Consider the following 25,709-nt stretch of genomic DNA (forward strand, 5'->3'; position numbering starts at 1 on the left):
ACCCCGCGCACCGGAGGTCGCTAGGCCGGCACGCCCAGCAGTACATAAGCCGGATGGAACTGCGCACGTAGTTCGCTGCCGGTGGTCACCCCATGAGCTGTCAGCCACTGGCTCTCGGCAAAAGCGCAGAGGGTCTGGCCATTACTCAGTTGCAGGCGCACTTCGCAGCTGGCCTCTTCTTCAGCGAGCACTTCGGCGACCGTGGCGCCGAGCGTGTTGCTGCCAGGTTCTGCTGTGTCCTCCGGGCCGAGCAGGTGCACCCAGCCGGCCTTGAGCAAGGCCACTACCTGGCTGCCTGGCGCCAGTTCCAGCCGCTCGGTGCTGTCGCGGGTGATCAGCGCTTGAATCTGCAGTCCGCCACTCAGCGCCAGGGTCACCCGGTCATGCCGACCTTCGCTGCTCACTGCGCTGACCTCACCCTGCAACTGATTACGCGCGCTGGTGCGCAGCATCAGCCGGCCGAGCAGGTCGAGGTCGCTACTGTGTTCGGCGGCCTCGAGCACTTGCGCCTGCAGCGCTTGCAGGCGCAAGTAAAGGCGCAGCACGCGCTGGCCCTCTGACGATAACTGCGCGCCGCCACCACCACGGCCGCCGGTGCTGCGTTCGACCAAAGGCTGCGCGGCAAGGTTGTTGAGCTCGTCGATGGCGTCCCAGGCGGACTTGTAACTGATCCCGGCAGCCTTCGCTGCGCGGGTGATCGAGCCCCGTTCGGCGATGTGCTGCAGCAGGGCGATGCGCTGCGGGCGGCGGGCGATGTGTTGGGTGAGCTGGGTGGGCAGAGACATGCGCTTGAGCCAGGCGGTGTGAGACTGGCGAAGTTGCCTCCCGTAGCGTCATCAGTCAACCCCGGCGCCCGCTCAGGCCTGGCCAGGTTTGGCCGTGCGCGCCAGGCAATAGACATCGACCCGCTGGGCGCCGGCCTTGCGCAGCAGCTTGGCAATGGCCTGGGCAGTGGCGCCGGTGGTCAGCACGTCGTCGACCACTGCCAGGTGCCGCCCTTCGACATCAACGCCTGGCGCCAGGGTAAACGCCTCACGCAGATTGCGCCGGCGCGCCTTGGCGCCGAGTTTTTGCTGGGCCGGGGTGTCGCGAGTGCGCAGCAGCCAGCGCTCGTTGCAGGCGATGCCCAGTTGGCCTGACAGCCAGCGCGCAAGCATATCGGCCTGATTGAAGCCGCGCTGGCGCAGCCGACGCGCTGCCAAAGGCACTGGCAACAAGTAGTCCGGCCTGGGCAAGCCCTCGGTGTAGCGATGCGCCAACGCATCCCCGAGCAAGCCCGCCAGCAAACGACCGAGGGGCCACTGCCCGCGATGCTTGAAGCGACTGATCAGGCTGTCCAGCGGGAAGCCGAAATGCCACGGCACAATCACCTGGCTGAAGGCCGGTGGCCTGCGGTGGCAGGGGCCGCAATGCAGGCCGGCGATGGCCAGCGGTAACGCGCAGCGCAGGCATTGTTCCTCCAGCCAGGGCAATTCCTGCTCGCAGGCGCTGCACAGCGGGTAGGGCTGATGAGCGTGTTCATCACACAGCAAACACATTTGATTAATATTTGTACACTTGTAAACCAGCCATCTGCGTATTGGTTGACAGTCCATGGCCCTTCCGTAAATATTGCGCCTATCCGTGATGCGCTGGCGGCTTTCTTGGCCTGCGCGCCAGTCAGAGCCTAGATAAGGAAACGCCGATGAGCGCCAGCACAATTGCTACAACACGTCACGACTGGGGCCTGGCCGAGGTCAAGGCGCTGTTCCAGCAGCCCTTTAATGATTTGTTGTTCCAGGCGCAAAGCGTGCACCGCGCGCATTTCGATCCCAACCGTGTGCAGGTCTCGACCCTGCTGTCGATCAAGACCGGCGCCTGCCCGGAAGACTGCAAATACTGTCCGCAGTCCGGCCACTACAACACCGGGCTGGAAAAGCAAAAGCTGATGGAAGTGCAAAAGGTGCTGGAAGAGGCCGCCCGCGCCAAAGCCATTGGCTCGACGCGCTTCTGCATGGGCGCGGCCTGGAAGCATCCGTCGGCCAAAGACATGCCTTACGTGCTGGAGATGGTCAAAGGGGTCAAGGCATTGGGCCTGGAAACCTGCATGACCCTCGGCAAGCTGGACCAGGACCAGACTGTCGCGCTGGCTCAGGCTGGCCTGGACTACTACAACCACAACCTCGACACCTCGCCTGAGTTCTATACCAGCATCATCACCACCCGCACCTACAGCGAGCGCCTGCAGACCCTGGCCTATGTGCGCGACGCCGGCATGAAGATCTGCTCCGGCGGCATCCTCGGCATGGGTGAGTCGCTGGACGACCGCGCCGGGCTGCTGATTCAGCTGGCCAACCTGCCCGAGCATCCTGAGTCGGTACCGATCAACATGCTGGTCAAGGTTGCCGGCACGCCGCTGGCTGAAGAAGCCGACGTCGACCCATTCGATTTCATCCGTATGCTTGCGGTCGCGCGGATTCTCATGCCCAAGTCGCACGTACGGCTGTCGGCCGGGCGTGAGCAGATGAATGAGCAGATGCAGGCGCTGGCTTTCATGGCCGGGGCCAACTCGATCTTCTACGGCGAAAAACTGCTGACCACGGCCAACCCACAAGCCGACAAGGACATGCAGCTGTTCGCCCGCCTCGGGATCAAGCCGGAAGCGCGCGAAGAGCACGCTGACGAAGTGCATCAGGCAGCCATCGAGCAGGCCCTGGTCGAGCAGCGCAGCAGCGAGATGTTCTACGACGCAGCGTCGGCCTGAAATGGCCTTTGACCTCACCGCGCGCCTGGCCGAACGGCGTGCGGCCGATCTGTATCGGCAACGGCCGCTGCTGCAGACCGCGCAGGGGCCGCAGGTGGTGGTCGATGGCCAGCCGCTGCTGGCCTTCTGCAACAATGATTACCTCGGCCTGGCCAATCACCCTGAGGTGATCGCTGCCTGGCGCGCCGGCGCCGAGCGCTGGGGGGTCGGTGGCGGTGCTTCGCATCTGGTCATCGGCCACAGCACCCCGCATCACCAGCTTGAAGAAGCCCTGGCCGAGCTGACCGGGCGGCCGCGTGCGCTGCTGTTTTCCACCGGCTACATGGCCAACCTCGGTGCCATCACCGCGTTGGTCGGGCAGGGCGATACGGTGCTGCAAGACCGCCTCAACCACGCTTCGCTGCTCGATGGCGGCCTGCTCAGCGGTGCGCGCTTCAATCGTTATCTGCACAACGATGCGCAGAGCCTGGCCAGCCGCCTGCAGCGGGCGACCGGCAATACCCTGGTGGTTACCGATGGCGTGTTCAGCATGGATGGCGATCTCGCCGACCTGCCCGCAATAGCCGCGACCGCCCGCGCAGCGAATGCCTGGCTGATGGTCGATGATGCCCACGGCCTCGGCACCCTGGGCGCCAACGGCGGCGGAATCGTCGAGCACTTCGGCCTTGGTCTGGATCAGGTGCCAGTGTTGATTGGCACCCTCGGCAAAGCCTGCGGCACCGCAGGTGCGTTTGTTGCCGGCAGTGATGACTTGATCGAGGCACTGGTGCAGTTCGCTCGGCCCTACATCTACACCACCAGCCAACCGCCGGCGCTGGCCTGCGCCACGCTCAAGAGCCTGCAGCTGCTGCGTGACGAAAGCTGGCGGCGCGAGCAGTTGGCGGCGTTGATCCGCCAGTTCCGCGAGGGGGCAGAGCAGATCGGCCTGCAACTGATGGACAGCCAGACGCCGATTCAGCCAATCCTGATCGGCGACAGCGGCCGTGCTGTGCGCCTGTCGCAGATGCTGCGCGAACGCGGCTTGCTGGTGACCGCCATTCGCCCGCCGACAGTGCCGGCCGGTAGTGCGCGGCTGCGGGTGACTTTGAGCGCGGCGCACACCGAGGCGCAGGTGCAGCTATTGTTGAATGCATTGGCAGACTGTTATCCACAACTGGAGCGCGCCGATGCGTAATCGCCTGATTCTCTTGCCCGGCTGGGGGCTGGGTACTGCTGCACTGCATCCATTGGCGGCAAGCCTGCGCGCGCAGGATCCGCGCTTGCAGGTCGACCTGCTGGCGCTGCCGGAATTGCCCGACGGCGATGTCCAGGCCTGGGTCGACCATCTTGATCGCACCCTGCCCCAGGACACCTGGCTGGGTGGCTGGTCACTGGGCGGGATGCTCGCCAGCGAGCTGGCCCGCAAACGCGGTGATCGCTGCTGCGGCCTGCTGACCCTGGCCAGTAATCCTAGTTTCGTCAGCCGCGCCGACTGGCCGCACGGCATGCCGGCAGACACCTTCAGCACCTTTGCCGACGGCTGTCGCAGCCATCTGCAGGTCACCCTGAAGCGCTTTCGCTCGCTGTGCACCCAGGGTGCGCCGGATCAGTTGGCCGTGCTCAAGCAACTCAATGTCGGCCTGCCGAGCACTGATCCGCTGTACCTGATGAGCGGCCTGGAGGTGTTGGGCAAGCTGGATACCCGCGACGCCTTGGTGGAGTACACCGGGCCGCAGTTGCACCTGTTTGCCGGCAGCGATGTGCTGGTCCCGGCAGAGGCAGCCAAGGCGCTGTGCGAGCTGGTCCCGGACGTCGAGGTCGGTCTGGTTGAAAACACCTCGCATGCCTTCCTGCTGGAATATCCGCAGGACCTGGCGGCGGGCATCAAGATTTTTTTGCACGAGAGCGGCGATGACTGATCTGTCCCATCCGACCCTGCCGGGCGGCTTGCCTGACAAACGCCAGGTGGCGGCGTCGTTTTCTCGGGCTGCTGCCAGTTATGACAGCGTTGCCGCGTTGCAGCGCGCCGTCGGTGTGGCTTTGCTCGAGCAGTTGCCGGCTGATCTGACCCCAAGCCGCTGGCTCGACCTGGGCAGCGGTACCGGTCACTTCAGCCGCGTGCTGGCCGAGCGCTTTGCCGGCGCTGTCGGCGTGGCCGTCGACATTGCCGAAGGCATGCTAGGTCACGCTCGGCAGCAAGGTGGCGCGCAGTTCCACGTGGTCGGCGATGCCGAACGCCTGCCGCTGCAGGACGCCAGTGTCGATTTGATTTTCAGTAGCCTGGCCGTGCAGTGGTGCAGCCAGTTCGCCAGCGTGCTCTGCGAAGCACAGCGGGTGTTGCGCCCTGGTGGAGTGCTGGCGTTCAGCAGCCTGTGCGTAGGCACTCTGGAAGAGTTGCGCGCCAGTTGGCAGGCAGTAGACGGCATGGTCCACGTCAACCGCTTCCGCCGGTTCGACGATTACCAGCGGCTGTGTGCCGGCAGCGGCCTGCAGCTGCTTGATCTGCAACAGCGTGCGCAGGTGCTGCACTACCCCGATGTACGCAGCCTGACCCATGAACTGAAGGCGCTGGGTGCGCATAACCTCAACCCTGGCCGGCCGGCTGGCCTAACGGGGCGGGCGCGCATGCAGGGTTTGCTGCAGGCCTACGAACACTGGCGCCAGCCGTCCGGCCTGCCGGCCACCTATCAGGTGGTGTATGCCGTGCTGCGCAAGCCTCAGCAGGCTGGGGAATGACATGAGCCAAGCGTATTTCATTGCCGGTACCGACACAGACGTGGGCAAGACCACCATCGCTGCCGGCTTGCTCCATGCGGCCCGGCTGCAAGGTCTGAGCACCCTCGCGGCCAAGCCGGTGGCGTCGGGATGCGCGGTGACCAGCAAGGGCCTGCGCAATGCCGATGCGTTAGCGCTGATTGATCAAAGTACCGTCCAGTTGCCTTATGAACGGGTCAATCCGTTCGCTTTCGAGCCGGCAATCGCCCCGCACCTGGCTGCGCGCGAAGCGGGCGTGGCGCTGGCGCTGCCTGCTTTGCTCAAGGCGATGCAGGGGATTCTGGCAGAGGGCGCCGACTTCACCTTGATCGAAGGTGCCGGCGGTTGGCGGGTGCCGTTGTCGGACCATGCCAACCTGTCCGATCTGGCGATCGCGCTGAAGCTACCGGTGATCCTGGTGGTCGGCGTGCGCCTGGGCTGCATCAATCACGCGCTGTTAAGTGCCGAAGCGATTGCCCGCGATGGCCTGCAGTTGGCCGGCTGGGTGGCCAATGTGATTGAGCCGCGCACCTCGCGGCTGGAAGAAAACCTGGCCAGCCTCGCTGAACGCCTGCCCGCGCCGTGCCTGGGGCGGGTGCCCAAACTCAAGCAAGCCAGCGCCGATGCCGTGGCCGAACATCTGCAGCTTGACCTGCTTGATTAAGCTCCGCGCGCATACCCTCGGTCTATCGAATGGCACTATGCTATTAGCGATTTAAACGGGCCTTTTCGGCGTTGGCCTGCTTTAATGAAGTTTGTCCGTTATCCAGCGTCATCGGAGTTTTGACATGGAAATCACCGGTAGCTCTGCCTACTACGCAGGTCTTGGCGCCATTCAGGCGGGCCAGAACCGCGTTGATCAGGCCGCCAGCCAGATCGCCAACGGCACCGTCGAACGTGCCGCCACCAGCCAGTCCAGCGACTATCAGGCCGAGCGCTTGCGCGCCGTCGACCGTAGCCAGCAAATGGACATGGCCACCAGTACGGTGCAGTTGGCGCTGGGCAAGACTGAAGTCGAGCTTGGTGTGAAAGTCGCCAAGGCTTCCGACGAAATGCTCGGCCGCTTCATCGACACCTACGCCTGATTGCTAATCTCGCTGAAACCTCTGCGGGCCTGACTGCGATGGCGCTGACCAGACAACACCGTTGTCTGCTCGGTTGTCCTATGCAGTCAGGCCCGCAGTTGCATTTACGGGTACATGGCAGATACGCCATGTTTCACGACGTAAATGGCACCATAGTCCCTTCTTGACTTTGTTTGCACCTAAACGTAAGTTTCAAACAACTGTTTGACCGAGTGCCGGTTGCTGTCGGCGCTCACTCCACCGGACTCCTCAAGAGGTTCATCGCAATGCCTGAATACAAAGCCCCTCTGCGTGATATTCGCTTCGTTCGCGACGAACTGCTCGGCTATGAAGCGCACTACCAGAGCTTGCCGGGTTGCGAGGAAGCCACGCCCGACATGGTCGATGCGATCCTTGAGGAAGGTGCCAAGTTCTGCGAGAACGTGCTGGCGCCGCTGAACCGCGTTGGCGATCTCGAAGGCTGCAAGTGGAGCGAGTCGGGTGTGCAGACCCCGACTGGTTTCAAGGAAGCCTACAAACAGTTCGTCGAAGGCGGCTGGCCGAGCCTGGCCCATGATGTTGCTCACGGCGGCCAGGGCCTGCCTGAGTCGCTGGGCCTGGCGGTCAGCGAGATGGTCGGTGAAGCCAACTGGTCCTGGGGCATGTACCCAGGCCTGTCCCATGGCGCGATGAACACCATTTCCGAGCACGGCACCGCCGAGCAGCAGGACACCTACCTGAGCAAACTGGTCACCGGTGAATGGACCGGCACCATGTGCCTGACCGAGCCGCACTGCGGCACTGACCTGGGCATGCTGCGGACCAAGGCCGAGCCGCAGGCGGATGGCTCTTACAAGGTTTCCGGGACCAAGATCTTCATCTCGGCCGGTGAGCACGACATGGCCGACAACATCGTCCACATCGTGTTGGCGCGGCTGCCGGATGCCCCTGCTGGTACCAAGGGTATTTCGCTGTTCATCGTGCCCAAGTTCCTGCCCAGCGCCGATGGCGCCATCGGCGAGCGCAACGGCGTCAGCTGCGGCTCGCTCGAGCACAAGATGGGCATCCACGGTAACGCCACCTGCGTGATGAACTTCGACGGCGCTACCGGTTACCTGATTGGCCCAGCCAACAAAGGCCTGAACTGCATGTTCACCTTCATGAACACCGCTCGCCTGGGTACCGCGCTGCAAGGCCTGGCCCACGCTGAAGTGGCATTCCAGGGTGGCCTCAAATACGCCCGCGACCGTCTGCAGATGCGCTCGCTGACCGGCCCCAAGGCACCTGAAAAGGCCGCTGACCCGATCATCGTCCACCCTGATGTACGGCGCATGCTGCTGACCATGAAGGCCTTTGCCGAAGGCAACCGGGCGATGGTCTACTTCACCGCGCAGCAGGTCGATATCGTCAAGTACAGCAAGGACGAAGAAGCTCGCAAGAAGGCCGATGCATTGCTGGCCTTCATGACCCCGATCGCCAAGGCGTTCATGACCGAGGTCGGTTTCGAAGCCGCCAACCATGGCGTGCAGATCTACGGCGGCCATGGCTTCATCGCCGAGTGGGGCATGGAGCAGAACGTGCGCGACAGCCGCATCTCGATGCTCTACGAGGGTACCACCGGCATCCAGGCCCTCGACCTGCTCGGGCGTAAAGTGCTGATGACCCAGGGCGAAGCGCTCAAGGGCTTCACCAAAATCGTGCACAAGTTCTGCCAGGCCCAGGAAGGCAACGAAGCGGTCAAGGAATTCGTCGAGCCGTTGGCGGCGATCAACAAGGAGTGGGGCGAACTGACGATGAAAGTCGGCATGGCCGCCATGAAAGACCGTGAAGAGGTCGGTGCCGCGTCGGTCGATTACCTGATGTACTCGGGCTACGCCTGCCTGGCCTACTTCTGGGCTGATATCGCCCGTCTGGCAGCTGAAAAACTCGCCGCCGGCACCAGCGAAGAAGCGTTCTACACCGCCAAGCTGCAGACCGCACGCTTCTACTTCCAGCGTATCCTGCCGCGTACCCGCACCCATGCAGCGACCATGCTGTCCGGTGCCGGTAACCTGATGGCGATGAAAGAAGAAGACTTCGGCCTAGCCATCTAAGCCGCGCTGGCAACATCAAAAACCGCCTGCCCTCACCGGCAGGCGGTTTTTTTGTGAGCGCTCGTCCGGGCCGCGTAGCGCCATGCACAGAAAAAGCTAAGCCTGGCTCCACGCCTGCCGTTAAACATCTGGTGTATTCATCTATTCATGTGCGCTGCCGATGTAGTAAAGGCACAATGCCATTATTGATCTGCCGGGTTGGAGATACCCTTGTTTCAGTTATCCGCTGTACGCGTAAGCCATTTCCTGCCGTCACTGGTCTTACTGGTGTCGGGGCTGGCGGCGGCCTATGTGAGAGACCTCAGCGTCTTCTTCACGTCTTTGTTCAATGTGCTGCCAACCATGGTGCTGCTGCTCGGCGGCGCCTATTGCGCGGTGTACCGCCGGCAGCGTGAGCTGTTTGTGATGGTCACGGTGTATATCGCTTACTACCTGCTCGACACCCAGACCGACTTCTATCGCGACAACGGCCGCGTGCGTGAAGACGCTGCAGTGATCTTTCATCTGGTCTGCCTGCTGCTACCTGCGTTGTTCGGCCTGTTCGCCGCCTGGCAGGAACGCACTCATCTGGCCCAGGACATGCTCGCCCGCTTTGCCGTACTGTTTGCCGTCGGCAGCGTGGCGGTGGCCTTGCAGCAGAGCTTTCCGGAGGCGCTGCTGGGCTGGCTGGCGGAGATCCGCTGGCCGTCGCTGCACGGTCAGTGGATGAGCCTGATCCAGCTGGCGTACCCGGTCTTCGTCATCGTTTTCATCCTGCTGGCGGTGCAGTACCTGCGCCAGCCGCGACCGCTGCATGCGGCGCAGATCATCGGCTTGCTGGGCCTGCTGTGGATGTTGCCGAAAACCTTCATCCTGCCGTTCACCCTGAACATCATGTGCAGCCAGGTCATGCTGATGATTGCCGCAGCGGTCGCCCATGAGGCCTATCAGATGGCCTTCCGCGACGAGCTCACCGGCTTGCCTGGCAGGCGTGCGCTGAACGAGCGTATGCAGCGCCTGGGGCGCAACTACGTGATTGCCATGACCGACGTTGACCACTTCAAGAAATTCAACGATACCCACGGCCACGACGTCGGTGATCAGGTGCTGCGGCTGGTTGCCAGCCGGCTGTCGAAAGTGACGGGGGGCGGTCGGGCTTACCGCTATGGCGGCGAAGAGTTCGCCCTGGTGTTTGCCGGCAAGACTGCCGAAGAGTGTCTGCCGCATCTGGAAGCGGTACGCGAGATGATCGCCAACTACGCCATCCAGCTGCGCGACCAGAACAGCCGCCCGCAGGACGATAGCGCCGGCCGGCAACGGCGCAGCGGCTCGGCCAGCGCTACCGTATCGGTCACCATCAGCATCGGCGTGGCCGAACGCTTGATCGACCACCGCAACCCCGAGGCGGTGCTCAAATCTGCCGACGAGGCGCTGTACAGCGCCAAGGCTGCCGGGCGTAACTGTGTAGTGATGTTCGGCCACCAATCACGCCGCGGCGCTGTGCGAATGGCATGACTTAGGTTGACCGGGGTTGACTGTAGGGTCACGTGATGACCCTATGTCTCGCAAAAGTTGTTCGGTTACACTGATTTCACTCCAGTGCCGCGGTCCTCGCCAGGACCGCCCCGACCCGACTAGTGAGAGGTTGTCCATGGCTGACTATAAAGCGCCCCTGCGTGATATGCGCTTCGTTCTCAATGAAGTCTTCGACGTGGCCACGCTGTGGGCACAGCTGCCCGAGCTGGCCGAGGCGGTCGACCAGGACACCGCTCTGGCGGTGCTGGAAGAAGCCGGCAAGGTCACCGCCCGCAGCATCGCGCCGCTCAACCGCGCCAGCGATGAAGAGGGCTGCCACTGGGACAACGGCAGCGTACGCACCCCGGCCGGTTTCATCGAGGCCTACCAGACCTACGCCGAAGGCGGCTGGGTCGGTGTTGGCGGTGATCCGCAGTTTGGCGGCATGGGTATGCCCAAGGCGATCTCGGCTCAGGTCGAGGAAATGATCAACGCCTCGAGCCTGTCGTTCGGGCTGTATCCGATGCTCACCGCAGGCGCCTGCCTGTCGATCAACGCTCATGCCAGCGAAGCGCTCAAGCACAAATACCTGCCGAACATGTACAGCGGCGTCTGGGCGGGCTCGATGTGCCTGACCGAGGCCCATGCCGGCACCGACCTGGGCATCATCCGTACCAAGGCCGAGCCGCAGGCAGATGGCAGCTACAAGGTCAGTGGGACCAAGATATTCATCACCGGTGGCGAGCACGACCTGACCGAAAACATCATTCACCTGGTGCTGGCCAAGCTGCCGGACGCACCCGCGGGGCCCAAGGGCATTTCCCTGCTGCTGGTGCCCAAGTTCCTGGTCAACGACGACGGCAGCCTGGGTGAGCGCAACTCGGCCCACTGCGGCTCGATCGAGCACAAGATGGGCATTCAGGGCTCGGCGACCTGCGTGATGAACTTCGACGGCGCGGTCGGCTACCTGGTCGGCGAGCCGAACAAGGGCCTGGCGGCCATGTTCACCATGATGAACTACGAGCGCCTGGGCGTCGGTATTCAAGGCCTGGCCTCGGCCGAGCGCTCTTATCAGAACGCCGTCGAGTACGCCCGCGATCGCCTGCAAAGCCGCTCGCCAGTCGGCGCACAGGCAAAAGACAAAGTCGCCGACCCGATCATCGTCCACCCGGATGTGCGGCGCATGCTGCTGACCATGAAAGCCTTGATCGAAGGCGGCCGGGCGTTCTCCACTTACGTCGCCCTGCAACTGGACAACGCCAAGTACAGCGAAGACCCGACCACGCGCAAGCGCAGCGAGGACCTGGTGGCGTTGCTGACACCGGTGGCCAAGGCGTTCATGACCGACACCGGGCTTGAGTGCACCGTGCATGGCCAGCAGGTGTTTGGCGGCCACGGTTACATCCGTGAGTGGGGCCAGGAGCAACTGGTGCGCGACGCGCGCATCACCCAGATCTACGAAGGCACCAACGGCATTCAGGCGCTGGACCTGATGGGCCGTAAGGTGGTCGCCAGCGGTGGCGCGTTCTACCAGGTGTTTGCCGACGAAATTCGCCAGTTCGTGGCTGGTGCCGATAGCGAGCTGGGCGAGTTTACCCAGCCATTGGCCACTGCCCTGGATCAATTGGATGGGCTGACCGAGTGGGTTATCGAGCAGGCCAAGCTCAACCCGAACGAGATCGGTGCAGCTTCGGTTGAGTACCTGCACGCGTTCGGCTATGTCGCTTATGCCTATATGTGGGCGCGCATGGCCCAGGCAGCCAAGGCAGGCGAGGGCGATGCGGCCTTCTATCAGGGCAAGCTGGGCACGGCGCGCTTCTACTTTGCGCGGTTGCTGCCGCGGGTGGATTCGTTGGTGGCGTCGGTCAAGGCGGGTAGCGAGTCGCTGTATCTGTTGGACGCTGCGCAGTTCTGACGCCTCGATCACATGCCGTAACAAAGCTGGGGTGATTTGTAAGCCTTTTCCTACACGACGTGGTGACTTTTCGCCTCTATCTTCAGATTGGATCCACAGCTAATATTTCTCACATGGACGGAACGCAGGAAGCGTAAAGGACAGAACAGGGACACGAAGGAATCTCGCCAGGATGGTGAGGCGATAGGGATGTCAGGGAAACAGTCTGGAAAACCCCGCTTAGGCGGGGTTTTCTTTGTTGCGTGGTTTTTACCGTCAGCCCAGTACGTCCAGCGGCGACACGCCCAGCGGGCGCCCGTCGGTTTCTTCTTCGAGCAATGTGCGCAACAGCTCCAGCGACGCCTGTTGGCGCTGCGCATCGCGAAACACCAGGCCAACCTTGAGTGGTACGCGCGGCTCGCTGAGGGGCTTCCACAGCAGCCCTTGATCATCCTCGGCCGCTGCCTTGGCGCGCCCTGGCAGGATGGTTGCCAGCGAGGTGTGCGCCAGGCTGTCGAGGATTCCCGCCATGTTGTTCATCTCGGCCTGTACCTGCGGCCTGCGGCCCTGGCTGGCCAGCTGCTCCTTCCAGATCTGGCGGATCTGAAACTCTTCACCCAGCATGAGCAGCGGCAATTCAGCCGCCTGCCTGATCGAGACCTTCTTGAAGTCCTTCAACGGGTGGGTGTTGGGGATGACCAGTTGCAGCTCATCTTCATACAGCATCAGCCCGTGCAGGCCTGCCTGGCGCGGCGGCAGATAGCTGATGCCGATATCCAGATTGCCATTGAGCAGACGCCGCTCGATCTCCAGCCCCGACAGTTCGTAGATCTGCACCACCAGGTGCGGCTGCGCCCGGCGCACGCGCTCCAGCAACTGCGGTACCAGCCCGGGGCGGACGGTCTGCAGGACACCGATGGCGAGGGTACGCAGTGCCTGGCCTTTGAAGCTGCGCATAGCCTCATGGGCGCGCTGCAAGCCGTCGAGCAAGGGCTGGGCATGGTTGTACAAGGTGTGCGCGGCCAGTGTCGGCAGCAGGCGCTTGTTGCTGCGCTCGAACAGGCTCAGGTCGAGGCCGTGTTCCAGTTGCCGAATCTGCTGGGACAAGGCCGGCTGCGACAGTGACAGGCGTTCGGCAGCACGGCCCACGTGGCCTTCTTCATAGACCGCGACGAAATAACGCAGTTGGCGAAAATCCATAAGCAACACTTATCGAAAAAGCTGGGAAATCGAAATGGCCAGAGTACCCGGTTGTGCCTAGTCTAGCGGCGTTTTCAAGCATTTACCTGCTGTTGCAGCGACCGATTGTTGCAGTCGCTGAAAAACACTTTTGATAGGCCACGCTGAAATATCGGTCTGGAGTTCTGATGAATCTGTTCAAGCTGCGTCGGCCAGCTGTCGCGGTGGTCGAACCTGTACCAGCAGCACCGGCACCTGCCGCGTCGCTATCGAGCGAATGGCTGATGGCGTCCGCCGCGCTGCCTGCGCCGATTTTTGTGCGTGGGCAGGGCTCGTGGTTATGGGACAACGACGGTCGGGTTTATCTGGACTTCACCCAAGGCAGTGCAGGCAACAGTCTCGGCCATTGCCCGCAAGTGGTGAGCGAAGCGCTGAGTGCTCAGGCCCAGACATTGCTTAACTGCGGCGGGCAGCTAACCAACCACAACCAGTTGCTGCTGGCGCAGAAACTTTGCCAGAGCACCGGCAGTGACCAGGCGTACCTGCTCAACAGCGGTGCCGAAGCGTGCGCAGCGGCGATCCGCCTGGCGCGTAAATGGGGCCAACTGCATCGCAGCGGCGCCGATCATGTCATTACGGCCAGCCAGGCCTGCCACGGGCGCGGTCTGGATACGTCGGGCTTCAGCCAGGTGGCGTTCAACGACCTGAGCGCATTACACGCCGCCGTCGACTCGCGCACGGTCGCGATCATGCTCGAACCGATCCAGGGCGAGGCCGGCGTTATCCCGGCCAGCCGCGAGTATCTCCAGGGTGTCGAACGGCTGTGCCGCGAGCTGGGCATTCTGCTGATCTTCGACGAAGCACTGACCGGCATCGGCCGCTGCGGTGCGTTGTTGGCCGAACAGCGATATGACGTGCGTGCCGACATCATCGCCCTTGGCACAGGCCTGGGGGGTGGCGTGCCGGTCGCCGCGCTGCTGGCCCGCGGCAGCGCCTGCTGCGCCGAGCCTGGCGAGCTGCAAGGCAGCCAGCACGGCAATGCACTGATGTGCGCGGCCGGCCTGGCGGTATTGCAGAGCGTGCTCGCGCCTGGCTTCTTCGAGCAGATCAAGGACCGCGGCCGCCACCTGCGCGAAGGTCTGAGCAGGTTGTCCGGCCGTTATGGTCATGGCGAGGTGCGCGGGCAGGGTCTGCTGTGGGCGCTGCAGTTACACGATGAGGTGGCGCCAGCGTTGGTGCAGGCGGCATTGCAGGAGGGCTTGTTGCTGCAGGCGCCCCAGCCCGATGTAGTCCGCTTTGCCCCGGCGCTGACGATTAGCCGCGGGCTTGTCGACGAGATGCTGCTTAAGCTGGCCAGAGCCTTTGCCCGGCTGCACGGGCAACAGCACAACCGTCGCGAGATGCGCGCCTGATCGACTATAGCGCTCACTTATTTCAACGAACCGTCTGGCGTTTCTGCGCATCGCCCCTGGCCTGTCCTATTCGGCCCGGGGCGTTTTTTTGCCTTTAGCGCAAGATGTTGTGCCTGCGGAACCTCTGCGCAAGCGCGCGAGTCTGTGTAGTAACCACTGACGGAGAGACATGCATGGACTTCATTCGCATCATTATCGCGATCCTTCTGCCGCCGCTTGGCGTGTTCCTGCAGGTCGGCTTTGCCGGTGCGTTCTGGCTGAACATCCTGTTGACGTTGCTGGGTTATATCCCCGGCATCATCCACGCGGTGTATATCATCGCCAAGCGCTGACGTGACGAGGGCCGCGCTGCGGCCCTCTGTTGCAATTGCGGGGAACTCGGCTCAACGGTCGAGTACCCGGCAATAGAACTTCCATTCTTCCTCGAGTGCATGCGCAAGGTTCTCGGCCTTGCGGAAACCGTGCCGCTCACCGGCATAAAAATGCCCTTCAGCCTCGATCCCGTTAGCTTTCAGCGCCGCCAGCATGGCGCGAGTCTGCTCGGGCACCACCACGGCATCCAGCTCGCCCTGGAAGAAGATCATCGGCACCTTGATTTGCTCGGCATGCAGCAGCGGTGTGCGTTGGCGGTAGCGCTCGGCGTCTCGTTCAGGATCGCCAATCAGCCAGTCCAGATAATCCCCTTCGAACTTATGCGTCGCCCGTGCCAGCGCCAGCGGGTCGCTGACGCCATAGAGGCTGGCGCCGGCGCGAAATACATCGGCGAATGCCAGCGCGCACAGGGTGGTGTAGCCGCCAGCACTGCCGCCGCGAATGAACGCCTGCTGCGGGTCGATCAGGCCCAGCCCCGCCAGGTAACTGACTGCAGCGCAGGCGTCTTCGACGTCGACTTCGCCCCAGCGTAAGTGCAGCGCTTGCCGATAGGCGCGGCCATAACCGCTGCTGCCGCGGTAGTTGAGGTCGGCCACGGCAAAGCCGCGTTGGGTCCAGTACTGGATGCGCGGGTCGAGTACCGGGTAGCAGGCCGAGGTCGGCCCGCCGTGGATGAACAGCACCAGCGGCGCGGCGCCGCCCTGCGGCTGGTTGGCCGCCGGGTAGAAGAAGCCATAGGCATGGGCGTCGCCGCTGGGATAGCGGATCGGCTGCGGGCGACTGATCCGCTCGGCGGGCAGCGGCAGGCCGCCGCCGCTAAGCACGCTGGTCTGGCCGCTGACACGCTCGATGGCGATGACTGCGGCTGGGCTGATCGGCGAGGCGGCGATAGCGTAGATATGGCGGTCGTCCAGGGCCAGACTGCGAAAGCGGGTGTACTCGCTGGCGAAGCGCTGAACCTGATCGCCGCTGTGCAGGCCAAGCTGGGCAAAACCGTCTTCGAACCAGCTGGCCAGATAGCTATCAGGTGCGATTGCCAGCCAACTGCTGGCACCCAGTTGCCAGGGCGCGGCGGCGTGGTCGGCGGCGACTGCTGGTAGTGCTTTCCAATTGCCCTCGATCTCCCCCCATGGCTGCCAGAAACCGTTGCGATCAGACAGGCAATACAGCCTGCCTTGCCCGTCGAAGCGGGGTTGCTGCAAGGACTGCTCTGGGTCGATATCGCCGGCCAGGCATAGCGCGGCAGTCCACTCGCCGTGTCTGTCGCGCTGGCGACACATCAATCGAGTGCGGGTCCAGGGCTGTGCCGGGCGGTCCCATTCGATCCAGGCCAGGCGCTGGCCGTCTTCGCTCAGGGTCGGTGCCGAATAGAAGTCGGCGCCTTCGGCCAGCACTTGACGGCCCTCATCGGCGAAGCAGACCAAGCGGTGCACAACGCTGTCAGCGTGCTGCTCTTCGACAGCGAGCACTGCGCCGGCATGCCACAGCACATCGCCATAGCGGCAGTCGGCGGCAGCGGTCAGGGCGCGTGGCGCAGAGCCATCGAGGCCTTGCAGGTAGATCTGCTGATCGGACTCGTTGACGAATACCAGCACCTCCTCGCCCAGGCAGAAGCTGCCGCCGCCGTATTCGTAGACACGGCTGCGTGCGCTGAAACCGTCCGGCGTCAGGCAATGGGCTTGCTGCTCGCGCCAGTGCCACAGGCGGCAAGCGCCGTCGGCAGGGCGGAATTCGTTCCAGAACAGCCCGGCCGCGCCGACCTTGAGGTCGGCGAAGTCGGTGCCGGCGGCGACGGCCTGGGCGGCGCTGAACTCAGCCGCGGGCGATGACTCGGGAGTTTCGTTCATTGCGGAATGTCAGCTCTTCGATGGCCTGATGGGCGTGCTCGGCTTCCTCACGTGCCTGGAGGATGATGCCATGCTCGGCCGACTTGGCGCACACTGGATCGGCGTTGCTGGCATCGCCGGTAAGCATGAACGCCTGGCAGCGGCAGCCGCCGAAGTCCTTTTCCTTCTCGTCGCACGAGCGGCAGGGTTCGGGCATCCAGTCGAAGCCGCGGTAGCGGTTGAAGCCGAACGAGTCATACCAGATGTGCCGAAGGTCGTGCTCGCGCACATTGGGGAACTGCACCGGCAACTGCCGCGCGCCATGGCAGGGCAGTGCGGTGCCGTCGGGGGTGACGGTAAGAAAGATACTGCCCCAGCCATTCATGCAGCCCTTGGGTCGCTCTTCATAGTAGTCAGGGGTGACGAAAATCAGCTTGCATGGGTTGCCAGCTGCCTTGAGCCGCTCGCGGTACTCGTTGGTGATGCGTTCGGCCCGCTCGAGCTGCGCACGGGTTGGCAACAGCCCGGCGCGGTTGTGCTGCGCCCAGCCATAGAACTGGCAGGTGGCAAGCTCGACGAAGTCGGCCTCAAGCGCCACGCACAGCTCGATGATACGGTCGATCTTGTCGATATTGTGCCGGTGGGTGACGAAGTTGAGCACCATCGGGTAACCGTGGGCTTTGACGGCGCGGGCCATTTCGAGCTTTTGCGCGAAGGCTTTTTTCGAGCCGGCGAGCAGGTTGTTGACCTGCTCGTCACTGGCCTGGAAGCTGATCTGGATGTGATCCAGCCCGGCGGTCTTGAACTCGGCGATGCGCTTTTCGGTAAGGCCGATGCCGGAGGTGATCAGGTTGGTGTAGAAGCCCAGCCGGCGGGCCTCGCCGATCAGCTCGGCAAGGTCCTGGCGCACCAGCGGCTCGCCGCCAGAAAAGCCCAACTGTGCCGCGCCCATCTCGCGCGCTTCGGCCATGACCTTGAACCACTGTGCCGTGGTCAGCTCCTGGCCTTGCTCGGCAAAATCGAGCGGATTGGAGCAGTACGGGCATTGCAGCGGGCAGCGGTAGGTCAGCTCGGCGAGCAGCCACAGCGGTAGGCCGACGCCGGCTTTGCCGGCTGTTTCAGGCGAGGACGATCCAGTGTTCGGCACGGGCCACCTCCATGAATTGCTCGATGTCGTCAGCGACCTCGGGCACATCGGGGAACTGCTGGGAAAGCTCGGCGATGATCACCGCGACCGAGCGCTGGCCATCGATCAGGCCGCCAATCAGCGCGGCACTCTCGTTGAGTTTGATCATGCCCTCCGGGTACAGCAAGACGTGGCCTTGCTGCGCCGGCTCATACTGGTAGCGGTAGCCTGGGCGCCAGCTGGGCACCTGTTGACGGTCAAGACTCATAGTGTGATCCCCTTGTGCCAGACCCGCTCGCGGGTGACGGAGTGGTAGGGAGGGCGGTCCAGCTCATAGGCCATGCTCATGGCGTCGAGCATGCTCCAGAGAATATCCAGCTTGAACTGAAGGATTTCCAGCATGCGCTCCTGGCTGGCGCGGGTGGTGTAGTGCTGCAAGGTAATCGCCAGGCCGTGCTCAACGTCGCGCCGGGCTTGGCCAAGACGGGTGCGGAAGTACTCGTAGCCAGCCGGATCGATCCACGGGTAATGCTGTGGCCAGCTGTCCAGCCGCGACTGGTGAATCTGCGGCGCGAACAGCTCGGTCAACGAGCTGCTGGCGGCTTCCTGCCAGCTGGCGCGGCGGGCGAAGTTGACGTAGGCGTCGACCGCGAAGCGCACGCCGGGCAGCACCAGCTCTTGCGAGCGCAGTTGCTCCGGGTCCAGGCCAACCGCCTGACCCAAGCGCAGCCAGGCTTCGATACCACCGTCTTCACCGGGCGCACCGTCGTGGTCGAGCAGGCGCTGGATCCACTCGCGGCGAATCTCTCGATCCGGGCAGTTGGCGAGGATCGCGGCGTCCTTCAGTGGGATATTCACCTGATAGTAAAAACGATTGGCGACCCAGCCCTGGATCTGCTCGCGGCTGGCGCGGCCGTCATACATCGCCACGTGATAGGGGTGATGGATGTGGTAGTAGGCGCCCTTGGCGCGCAGAGCCTGCTCGAATTCGGCAGGCGACATCGGCGTTGCGTCGCTCATGTGCGGCTCCTACAGCTCGATGCTCATGCCGTCGTAGGCGACTTCGACGCCGCGGCGTTCGACTTCGGCGCGCTCGGGTGAGTCTTCATCGAGGATCGGGTTGGTGTTGTTGATGTGGATAAGGACCTTGCGCTGGCTGGCGAAACCGTCCAGCACTTCAAGCATGCCGCCTGGGCCGCTCTGCGCCAGATGGCCCATCTCGCGACCGGTGCGGGTACCGACGCCACGCTGCTGCATTTCATCATCACGCCACAGCGTGCCATCGACCAGCAGGCAGTCGGCACCCTGCATCATTTCCAGCAGGGAGTTGTCGACCTGACCGAGACCTGGGGCGTAGAACAGCTTGCCGCCTGTGCGCAGGTCTTCGACCAGCAGGCCGAGGTTGTCGCCTGGATGCGGGTCGAAGCGGTGCGGCGAATACGGCGGCGCGGCGCTGCGCAGCGGGAACGGGGTGAACTTGAGGTTGGGGCAGGCCGGGATGACGAAGCTGCCTTCGAGTTCGATACGGTTCCAGGCTAGGCCGCCGTTCCAGTGGCTGAGCATGTTGAACAACGGAAAACCGCTGGTCAGGTCCTGATGGACCATGTCAGTGCACCAGACTTGATGCGGGCAGCCTTCACGCAGGCTGAGCAGGCCGGTGGTGTGGTCGATCTGACTGTCGAGCAGGACGATCGCGTCGATGCCGCTGTCGCGCAGTGCACGGGCCGGCTGCATCGGTGCAAACGCCTGCAGTTGCGCGCGGATATCTGGCGAAGCGTTGCACAGGACCCAGTGCTCGCCGTCGTCGGACAGCGCGATCGATGACTGGGTACGCGCCTGCGCGCGCAGCGAGCCATCCCTGAAACCCTTGCAGTTGACGCAGCTGCAGTTCCACTGCGGAAATCCGCCACCGGCAGCTGAACCAAGAATCTGGACGTACATGGCCACCCTCTATGCAAAATGCTGTAGGCAAAAACAACAACGCCCCGGCGGGACCGAGGCGTCTAACCGCAAGCCAGGCTTAGCGGTTGGCGAAGTACATGGTCACTTCAAAGCCGATACGCAGATCAGTGTAAGCAGGTTTGGTCCACATGGGATTACTCCTTCGGGATGGGGCTTGAGGGTTGTCAGCTACTTATTTGGTACCCCCTGAGGCAGGAGGTTCCATTTGCTGAGGTTGCGCTATCTTACAAGATAATTATGTACCAGAAGGTTCATTTTGCGAGAAGGGTTGTTGCGTGGCGAGTAACAATCTCGGTCAGTGCGAGTCAGGCGCTGGGCTGTTGGCCAGGCATAGCCAGCCGTGCTGGGCCGTGATCAGGGCTGTCAGCAAGGCGTCCAGACTGGCTTGATCGGTGTCCAGAATAGCTGCTTGCAGCCCCCCGAGATCGGCCGCTGCACCGGCCAGGTGGCTTTGCCAAGCCCACTGCGCGACCTCGGCGTCGGGCATCGCTGCCTCGTCAAAGCTATCAGCCAAAGCTTGCCGAGCGGCGTTTTCGAGAGTCACGCCTGCGCTGAACACCTCAAGCAGATGTGCGAGGATCTGCTCCGGCCGGACGTGGGGCGATTGCACGCCAAACAGCAGGCCGCCGATGCCGTCGGTCTGGCGGAAGGCGCTGAACACTGCGTAGCCCAATTGCAGTTCGACCCGCAGGCGCTGGTACACCGGGCCCTGCAGCAGTTGTGCAAGCAGCCGTCCGGCGCCTTGTAGCTGCGCCGGCAGCGGACAGAAAAGTAACAGCGCGTGTTCGCTGCCTGTTACGTCGGCATATAGCCAGCGTTTGCCCGGCACAGTGCTGGCATCGAGCGACTGCTCTTGGTCGGCAGCCTCGTCCCACATCGTGCGGCTGAGTGCCGAGCCCAATGCTGCCAGTTCCGGGTCGCCGAAGCCGACCGCCAGGCCTCGGCAGCGAGTGCTCCGCCAGACTTGGTCGAGGATCGCCTGATCCAGCACTCGGGCAGTATCTGGCTGAGCGGTGGGCGCAATCGCTACCTCGTCGGGCCAACGCTTGAGCAGCGCCCTGATCGGAATCAACGCAGGTTCATCCGCTACAGGTGCTTGCCAGCAGTCAGCAGCAGGTTGGTTCAACACTGCCAGCGCCTCTTCAACCAGCCGCACCACGGCCGCGGGGAGCCCGGCGCAGCGTAACTGCCAGTACTCGCCGCTGCTACTGAAGTCCATCTGTAGCGAGGCCTGCTCGGCGCGCTCGGTGAGCGGCCGCAGTGCGTTGACCAGCACTGCGTGCAGGCGCTGGCGCAGAGGTGTTGCGATCCTCCAGCGCAGATACAGCGCGGCGTATTGACGCGAGCTGGGCAGGCAGGCGCTGATGCTCAGGGCGGCTGGTAGCGCTGCCGTCGTGTTGGGCAGGCTCGCGAGCAGCAGAGGATTGGCGGGCGGCATTTGCCAGCTTCCGTATGCCTGCAGCGGCAGGCTATCCAATACTGCAGGCAGGGCCTGGAGCGATTGCGCATCGAGTGCTTGCAGCGGGTTTTCACGGCTGTCTCGCTGCGCCAGCTCCAATGCGCTGGCGGACATCGCCCGGCGCTGTTGCAGCTGAGCATAGGCTGCGTTCAACGCGTCGAAGTCTGCTTGCCTGATGAACTGCAACCAGCCCTCCAGCAGCGCTCGTACCTCATCGACCTGCGCGGTGTCGGTCAAGCGCAGACGTATCGTCCAGAGCAACTGGCCGGCGAAGGCATACAACAGTTTTGGCTGGCATTCACGCACCCAGCCGCGTTGGCGCAGTGCGTCCAGCCAAGTGCCTTCGCGGCTGTCGCTGATGCACCCCAGCAGCAATTCCATGGCCTGCTGTGCACCCGCCGGCAATCCATCGTGGGCGAACAGCAGCTCGAGTTGGCCGTGCTTGGGCGCTGGCGGCACCAGCAGTTGCTCTTTCAAAGCCGGTGGCAGTGCCTGAATCACCCGCTGGCCGCTGGCGAAAACGCTGGCGTAGCGCTCGCCCATGGCTTGCAGCTGGTCCAGCGACTGCGGCCCGCACAGGCTCAGGACCATTTGCCCGCCCTGATAGAAGCGTTGGTGAAAGCCCCTGAGCTCGCGCTGAAACTGCGGATTGTGCAGGTTCAGGCTGTATCGGTTGCCCGCATGAAAGGCGCGCAGCGGATGACCCTCCACTAGCCGCTGGAGCAGCGTGAACTGGTCCTGCGCTTCACGATTGCGCGACCAGGCGATGAACTCGGCGTGGATCACCTCGCGCTCACTGACTTGCCGCACTAGGCTCAGGTCCGGCTCGGCGAGCATCTGGCACAGGCGCTCGAGACCACCGGCCAGTGCAGCGGGCGGCACTTCGAAGAAAAAGTCAGTGGTGCGTTCGCGGGTGCTCGCGTTGACCTGGCCGCCAACGCCCTGAACGTAGCGCATCAGGCCATCCTCCAGCGGGAAACGCTCGGTGCCGAGGAAAAACAGGTGCTCGAGAAAGTGCGCCAAGCCAGGCCAGCGCGTCGCTGCATCATGGCTGCCCGCATGCACGCGCAAAGCCGCCGCCGCACGCTTGAGGCGCGGCGCGTGACGCAAGGTAAGGTGCAGGCCGTTGGCCAGGGTCAGATGGCGAGTGGCGTCAGGCATGAGTTCTCCAGGGGCGAGTGCGCATGCTAGCGCATTCACGCTCAGCGCTGGTGCAGGTCGCGCCGCAGGTCCTGCAAGTACGGGAATGCCTGGCGCCCGGCCACGACCTGGTGCCTGTCCAGCTCCGCGTGCAGCTGGCATTCATTTTCTCCAGCCAGCGCCAGCACGGCGCCGTCCGGGCCGATGATGCTGCTCTGCCCGCAATAATGGATATCGCTTTCCGCGCCACAGTAATTGGCGTAGACCAGGTAGCACTGGTTTTCCTGGGCGCGTGCACGCACCGTCACCTGGCAGACGAAGTCGTATGGCTTCATGTTCGCCGTCGGCACCAGGATCAGCTCGGCGCCATCCAGCGCCAGACGCCGGGCGTTCTCGGCAAACTCGATGTCGTAGCAGATCAGCATGCCGACCTTCCACCCATTCAGCTCGACCACCGGGAAGTGATTGCTGCCGGCATCGAACATGGCCCGGTCCAGCTCACCGAACAAGTGCGTCTTGCGGTAGTTGGCCAGGCTGCGGCCATGGCTGTCGATCAACTGCACGCTGTTGTAGATGGCGCCGTCTTCGCCGCGCTCGGGATAGCCATAGACAATGGCAATCCCGAGCCCCTGGGCGATCTCGACCACGGCCATGGCCGAGGGCCCGTCCGATTCCTCAGCCAGCTGCTCGACCTGTTCACTGCCGATGTTGTAGCCGGTCAGGAACATCTCCGGGCACACCAGCAACTGCGCGCCGCTGGCGGCTGCCTGGTGCGCCTGCTGCTGCAGGCGTTCGAGGTTGCCAGCCAGGTCGAGGGGGCCGGGCTGGCCTTGGAACAGAGCGATGTGCATGCCGCCTCCTGGTCAGTCGGGCAGGGCGATCGGCCCAAGCTCGTCGAATACGTCACCTGGGCCGGGGTTTTCCGGGTGGGTCTTGCCGCCGAAGTGGTTGATGATACCCCACACCGCGTTCAGCGAAGTCTGCACCGCGCCTTCGACCCAGGCCGGGGTCCACGACACATCGTCACCGGCGATGAAGATGCCGCGTTGCGCGCTCGGCAGGTGGTCCTGCATGAAGTGCGCGTACATCCGCTGGTTGTAGCGGTAGTGGCCCGGCAGCGCACCTTTGAAGGCGCCGAGGAAGTACGGGTCGGCCTCCCATGAGATGGTGATCGGGTCGCCGATGATATGCCCGGCAATGTCGGTGTTCGGGTAGATCCGGTGCAGGGCGTCCAGTGCCAGCTGCACGCGTTTTTCCACCGGGTGCGGGAGCATCTTCAGGGCGTCGCTCATCCACGCGTAGGACAGGCAGATCACCCCCGGCTTGTCGTCGCCGTTGTCGAACAGGTAGGTGCCACGGGTCAGGCGGTCGGTGAGGGTCATGCTCATCAGATCGCGGCCGGTTTCCGGGTCCTTGTCCTTCCAGAACGGCCGATCAACCATGACGAAGGTCTTCGACGATTGCATGTAGCGGGTGCGGTCCAGAGCCATCCACATCTTCTGCGAGAACAGCGACTCTTCGCAGTCGATCTGGGTGGTCAACAGCCAGCTCTGGCAGGTGGTCAGCACAGCGGCGTAGTGGCGGCAGCCGCCCCAGGTATCGGTGACCGCCAGTTGGCCATCGCTGGCACGGGCAATCCGTTTGACCCCGGTGCGCGGCGCGCCGCCATGCAGCGAGCTCAGGCTGGTGCCTGCCGGCCAGTGCGCGCAACGCTCCGGCACATGGCGCCAGATGCCTTGAGGCACCTGCTCGACACCGCCGACGATCAAGTGCTGGTGATCGTCGCAGTTGGTCATTACCACGCGGAAGATTTCCAGCATCGAGTTGGGGAAGTCCGAGTCCCAGCCGCCGGTACCGAAGCCAACCTGACCAAACACCTCGCGGTGCTGGAAGCTGAGCTTGGCGAAGGCCTTGGAAGTGGCGACAAAGTCATAGAACGTGCGGTCGTCCCACAGCGGTACCAGGGTGTTCCACAGCTCCTTGAGGCGCGGCACATCGCGGTCGCGAATGGCCTGCTGGATATCACCAAAGCGCGCGCCGCTTTCCAGCGCGTCGGCCCAGGCGTCGGCGACTTCCTGGAACAGCGCTGGCAAATCCGCCGCGCTTTCGGCGTAGTAGGTCTGGCCTTCGAGGTCGATGACGGTACTTGGCGAAGCTGGCGTCAACGGGTTTGGAAACGGTTTGGTTTCTAGGCCCAGCTTGTCGACGTAATGGTAGAACGCCGTCGACGACACCGGAAAGCGCATGCCGCCCAGCTCGGCGATGATCCCGTCGGTGCCGTTGAAGGCTTGCGAGCGCAGACGGCCGCCCATTTTCGACGCTTCATACACCACTGGTTTAAGGCCAAGCTTCATCAGCTCGTAGGCCGCTACCAACCCCGCAATGCCGGCGCCGATAATCGCCACCTCTTCGCCCTGGCGGTCGAGCGGGATACTGCCCAGACCGGCCGGATGCTCCAGCCAGTCGTCGAAAGCGAAGGGGAAGTCCGGGCCAAAAATCGTGATTGGTTTCTTGCCGTCGGCGGGGTGGCGATTGTTGTTCATGTTATGACCTTGCCAGGAGCTGCGCGGAGGGCGAAGCGCGAGTATAGAAAATGCCTGGGATCATTCTAGGGTGTGCGCAGTTCGTTATTAAGACTCATGCTGGCGTCGTTTTAATCTTTTTTTCGTCACTTTGAGGCTAATGACGTCGTTATGACGAAGGCATTAAGTGGCTTTCAGATCGGCTGGCCGCGGTCTATCTTGCTGCTGAGGATGATCGACGTGGTGGTTTTTTCCACACCGTCCAGGCTGCCGATCTGGTCGAGCAACTGGTCCAGCTGTTCCGGCGATTCGCTGTGCAGCCACGCCACGTAGTCGAACTCGCCACTCACGGCACACAGCTGTTGCACCTGGCCCATGGCCGTCATCCGCCGCACCACCTCCTTGCCCGCGCGCGGTTGGACCTTGATCCCGACATAAGCTTGCAGCCCACCGCCGATCAGGCGCTGGCCCAGGCGTACGCCGTAGCCGGCGATGACTTTGCTGTTTTCCAGGCGCTCCAGGCGTGAATTGACCGTGGTGCGGGCAATGCCCAGCTGCCGGGCGAGGTTGGCGACGCTTTCGCGGGCGTTGATCTGAAGCAGGGCGATCAGCTGGCGATCGATTTCGTCGAGGATGATTTGACGCGGTTGCGACATGTCGGCTCTCTGCAGCTGGAACTTGAGTGACGAC

Annotated in this window: 24 protein-coding genes; 11 read left to right on the top strand and 13 right to left on the bottom strand. The window is 63.3% G+C overall.

Translation table 11 applies throughout. From position 1 onward, the window contains the following. Positions 1–20: 20 nt before the first annotated feature. The gene (locus ACIOAU_RS19665) at positions 21–785 is read right to left on the bottom strand and encodes a TOBE domain-containing protein (RefSeq protein WP_401184080.1); all 765 of its coding nucleotides are present in this window, start codon (positions 783–785) and stop codon (positions 21–23) included. Between the two features lie 72 nt (positions 786–857). After that, positions 858–1,595, bottom strand: a complete 738-nt coding sequence (locus tag ACIOAU_RS19670; RefSeq protein WP_401184083.1) for a phosphoribosyltransferase family protein — start codon at positions 1,593–1,595, stop codon at positions 858–860. Between the two features lie 89 nt (positions 1,596–1,684). Between ACIOAU_RS19670 and bioB the strand changes: the two genes are divergently transcribed. From bioB to ACIOAU_RS19715, 9 genes are all read left to right on the top strand, one after another. Beyond that, the gene (gene bioB, locus ACIOAU_RS19675; protein ID WP_150571154.1) at positions 1,685–2,743 is read left to right on the top strand and encodes a biotin synthase BioB; all 1,059 of its coding nucleotides are present in this window, start codon (positions 1,685–1,687) and stop codon (positions 2,741–2,743) included. 1 nt (position 2,744) lies between these two features. Beyond that, positions 2,745–3,917: an 8-amino-7-oxononanoate synthase gene (bioF, locus tag ACIOAU_RS19680; protein ID WP_401184086.1), complete on the top strand. Its 1,173-nt coding sequence runs from the start codon at positions 2,745–2,747 to the stop codon at positions 3,915–3,917. After that, positions 3,910–4,641: an alpha/beta fold hydrolase gene (locus ACIOAU_RS19685; RefSeq protein ID WP_101322423.1), complete on the top strand. Its 732-nt coding sequence runs from the start codon at positions 3,910–3,912 to the stop codon at positions 4,639–4,641. Before bioF ends, ACIOAU_RS19685 begins: the two co-directional genes overlap by 8 nt. Further along, positions 4,634–5,458 (top strand): malonyl-ACP O-methyltransferase BioC, encoded by an 825-nt coding sequence (bioC, locus tag ACIOAU_RS19690; RefSeq protein WP_401184090.1) that lies wholly within the window; start codon positions 4,634–4,636, stop codon positions 5,456–5,458. The genes ACIOAU_RS19685 and bioC overlap by 8 nt, the downstream gene beginning before the upstream one ends. Before the next feature lies 1 nt (position 5,459). Next, positions 5,460–6,140: a dethiobiotin synthase gene (gene bioD / locus ACIOAU_RS19695; RefSeq protein ID WP_101322421.1), complete on the top strand. Its 681-nt coding sequence runs from the start codon at positions 5,460–5,462 to the stop codon at positions 6,138–6,140. A 124-nt stretch (positions 6,141–6,264) separates the two neighbouring features. Next, a complete protein-coding gene (locus ACIOAU_RS19700) occupies positions 6,265–6,561 on the top strand; it encodes a pyrroloquinoline quinone biosynthesis protein PqqE (protein WP_181089436.1) in 297 nt (98 codons plus the stop codon). Between the two features lie 266 nt (positions 6,562–6,827). Next, the gene (locus tag ACIOAU_RS19705) at positions 6,828–8,633 is read left to right on the top strand and encodes a phenylacyl-CoA dehydrogenase (protein WP_101322419.1); all 1,806 of its coding nucleotides are present in this window, start codon (positions 6,828–6,830) and stop codon (positions 8,631–8,633) included. 210 nt (positions 8,634–8,843) lie between these two features. Beyond that, complete coding sequence (locus ACIOAU_RS19710) at positions 8,844–10,127, top strand: diguanylate cyclase (protein WP_101322418.1); 1,284 nt, start codon at positions 8,844–8,846, stop codon at positions 10,125–10,127. A gap of 136 nt (positions 10,128–10,263) precedes the next feature. Then, positions 10,264–12,042 carry an acyl-CoA dehydrogenase C-terminal domain-containing protein gene (locus tag ACIOAU_RS19715; protein WP_401184095.1) on the top strand — a complete coding sequence of 593 codons (1,779 nt, stop codon included), beginning with the start codon at positions 10,264–10,266 and terminating at the stop codon, positions 12,040–12,042. Between the two features lie 255 nt (positions 12,043–12,297). Here ACIOAU_RS19715 and ACIOAU_RS19720 read toward each other — a convergent pair whose 3' ends face one another. Further along, complete coding sequence (locus tag ACIOAU_RS19720) at positions 12,298–13,221, bottom strand: LysR family transcriptional regulator (protein ID WP_401184098.1); 924 nt, start codon at positions 13,219–13,221, stop codon at positions 12,298–12,300. A gap of 167 nt (positions 13,222–13,388) precedes the next feature. On the opposite strand from ACIOAU_RS19720, the gene ACIOAU_RS19725 reads away from it, so the two are divergent. Further along, the gene (locus ACIOAU_RS19725) at positions 13,389–14,612 is read left to right on the top strand and encodes an aspartate aminotransferase family protein (protein WP_401184101.1); all 1,224 of its coding nucleotides are present in this window, start codon (positions 13,389–13,391) and stop codon (positions 14,610–14,612) included. Between the two features lie 173 nt (positions 14,613–14,785). Continuing rightward, the gene (locus ACIOAU_RS19730) at positions 14,786–14,944 is read left to right on the top strand and encodes a YqaE/Pmp3 family membrane protein (protein WP_101322414.1); all 159 of its coding nucleotides are present in this window, start codon (positions 14,786–14,788) and stop codon (positions 14,942–14,944) included. A gap of 51 nt (positions 14,945–14,995) precedes the next feature. Here ACIOAU_RS19730 and ACIOAU_RS19735 read toward each other — a convergent pair whose 3' ends face one another. The 10 genes from ACIOAU_RS19735 to ACIOAU_RS19780 form a co-directional block, all read right to left on the bottom strand. After that, positions 14,996–16,831: a S9 family peptidase gene (locus ACIOAU_RS19735; protein ID WP_150571160.1), complete on the bottom strand. Its 1,836-nt coding sequence runs from the start codon at positions 16,829–16,831 to the stop codon at positions 14,996–14,998. Further along, a complete protein-coding gene (gene pqqE, locus ACIOAU_RS19740; RefSeq protein WP_150572901.1) occupies positions 16,797–17,957 on the bottom strand; it encodes a pyrroloquinoline quinone biosynthesis protein PqqE in 1,161 nt (386 codons plus the stop codon). The genes ACIOAU_RS19735 and pqqE overlap by 35 nt, the downstream gene beginning before the upstream one ends. Next, positions 17,929–18,204, bottom strand: coding sequence for a pyrroloquinoline quinone biosynthesis peptide chaperone PqqD (gene pqqD, locus ACIOAU_RS19745; protein ID WP_101322411.1), 276 nt, complete (start codon positions 18,202–18,204; stop codon positions 17,929–17,931). The genes pqqE and pqqD overlap by 29 nt, the downstream gene beginning before the upstream one ends. Beyond that, positions 18,201–18,956 carry a pyrroloquinoline-quinone synthase PqqC gene (gene pqqC, locus ACIOAU_RS19750; RefSeq protein WP_101322410.1) on the bottom strand — a complete coding sequence of 252 codons (756 nt, stop codon included), beginning with the start codon at positions 18,954–18,956 and terminating at the stop codon, positions 18,201–18,203. Before pqqC ends, pqqD begins: the two co-directional genes overlap by 4 nt. Positions 18,957–18,965: 9 nt before the next feature. Beyond that, a complete protein-coding gene (gene pqqB, locus ACIOAU_RS19755; protein WP_259076916.1) occupies positions 18,966–19,877 on the bottom strand; it encodes a pyrroloquinoline quinone biosynthesis protein PqqB in 912 nt (303 codons plus the stop codon). A gap of 79 nt (positions 19,878–19,956) precedes the next feature. Further along, entirely contained in the window at positions 19,957–20,028 is a 72-nt protein-coding gene (gene pqqA, locus ACIOAU_RS19760; RefSeq protein WP_003243383.1) for a pyrroloquinoline quinone precursor peptide PqqA, read from the bottom strand. A 165-nt stretch (positions 20,029–20,193) separates the two neighbouring features. After that, positions 20,194–22,518 carry a pyrroloquinoline quinone biosynthesis protein PqqF gene (gene pqqF, locus ACIOAU_RS19765; RefSeq protein WP_401184108.1) on the bottom strand — a complete coding sequence of 775 codons (2,325 nt, stop codon included), beginning with the start codon at positions 22,516–22,518 and terminating at the stop codon, positions 20,194–20,196. Between the two features lie 41 nt (positions 22,519–22,559). After that, positions 22,560–23,348 carry a carbon-nitrogen hydrolase family protein gene (locus ACIOAU_RS19770; RefSeq protein WP_401184111.1) on the bottom strand — a complete coding sequence of 263 codons (789 nt, stop codon included), beginning with the start codon at positions 23,346–23,348 and terminating at the stop codon, positions 22,560–22,562. A gap of 12 nt (positions 23,349–23,360) precedes the next feature. Then, positions 23,361–25,040: an NAD(P)/FAD-dependent oxidoreductase gene (locus tag ACIOAU_RS19775; protein ID WP_220632661.1), complete on the bottom strand. Its 1,680-nt coding sequence runs from the start codon at positions 25,038–25,040 to the stop codon at positions 23,361–23,363. Positions 25,041–25,213: 173 nt separating this feature from the next. Beyond that, positions 25,214–25,675 carry an Lrp/AsnC family transcriptional regulator gene (locus tag ACIOAU_RS19780; protein ID WP_101322405.1) on the bottom strand — a complete coding sequence of 154 codons (462 nt, stop codon included), beginning with the start codon at positions 25,673–25,675 and terminating at the stop codon, positions 25,214–25,216. Positions 25,676–25,709: the final 34 nt, after the last annotated feature.

The sequence above is a fragment of the Pseudomonas sp. NPDC088322 genome, assembly GCF_044740745.1.
GTDB lineage: Bacteria > Pseudomonadota > Gammaproteobacteria > Pseudomonadales > Pseudomonadaceae > Aquipseudomonas > Aquipseudomonas shirazensis.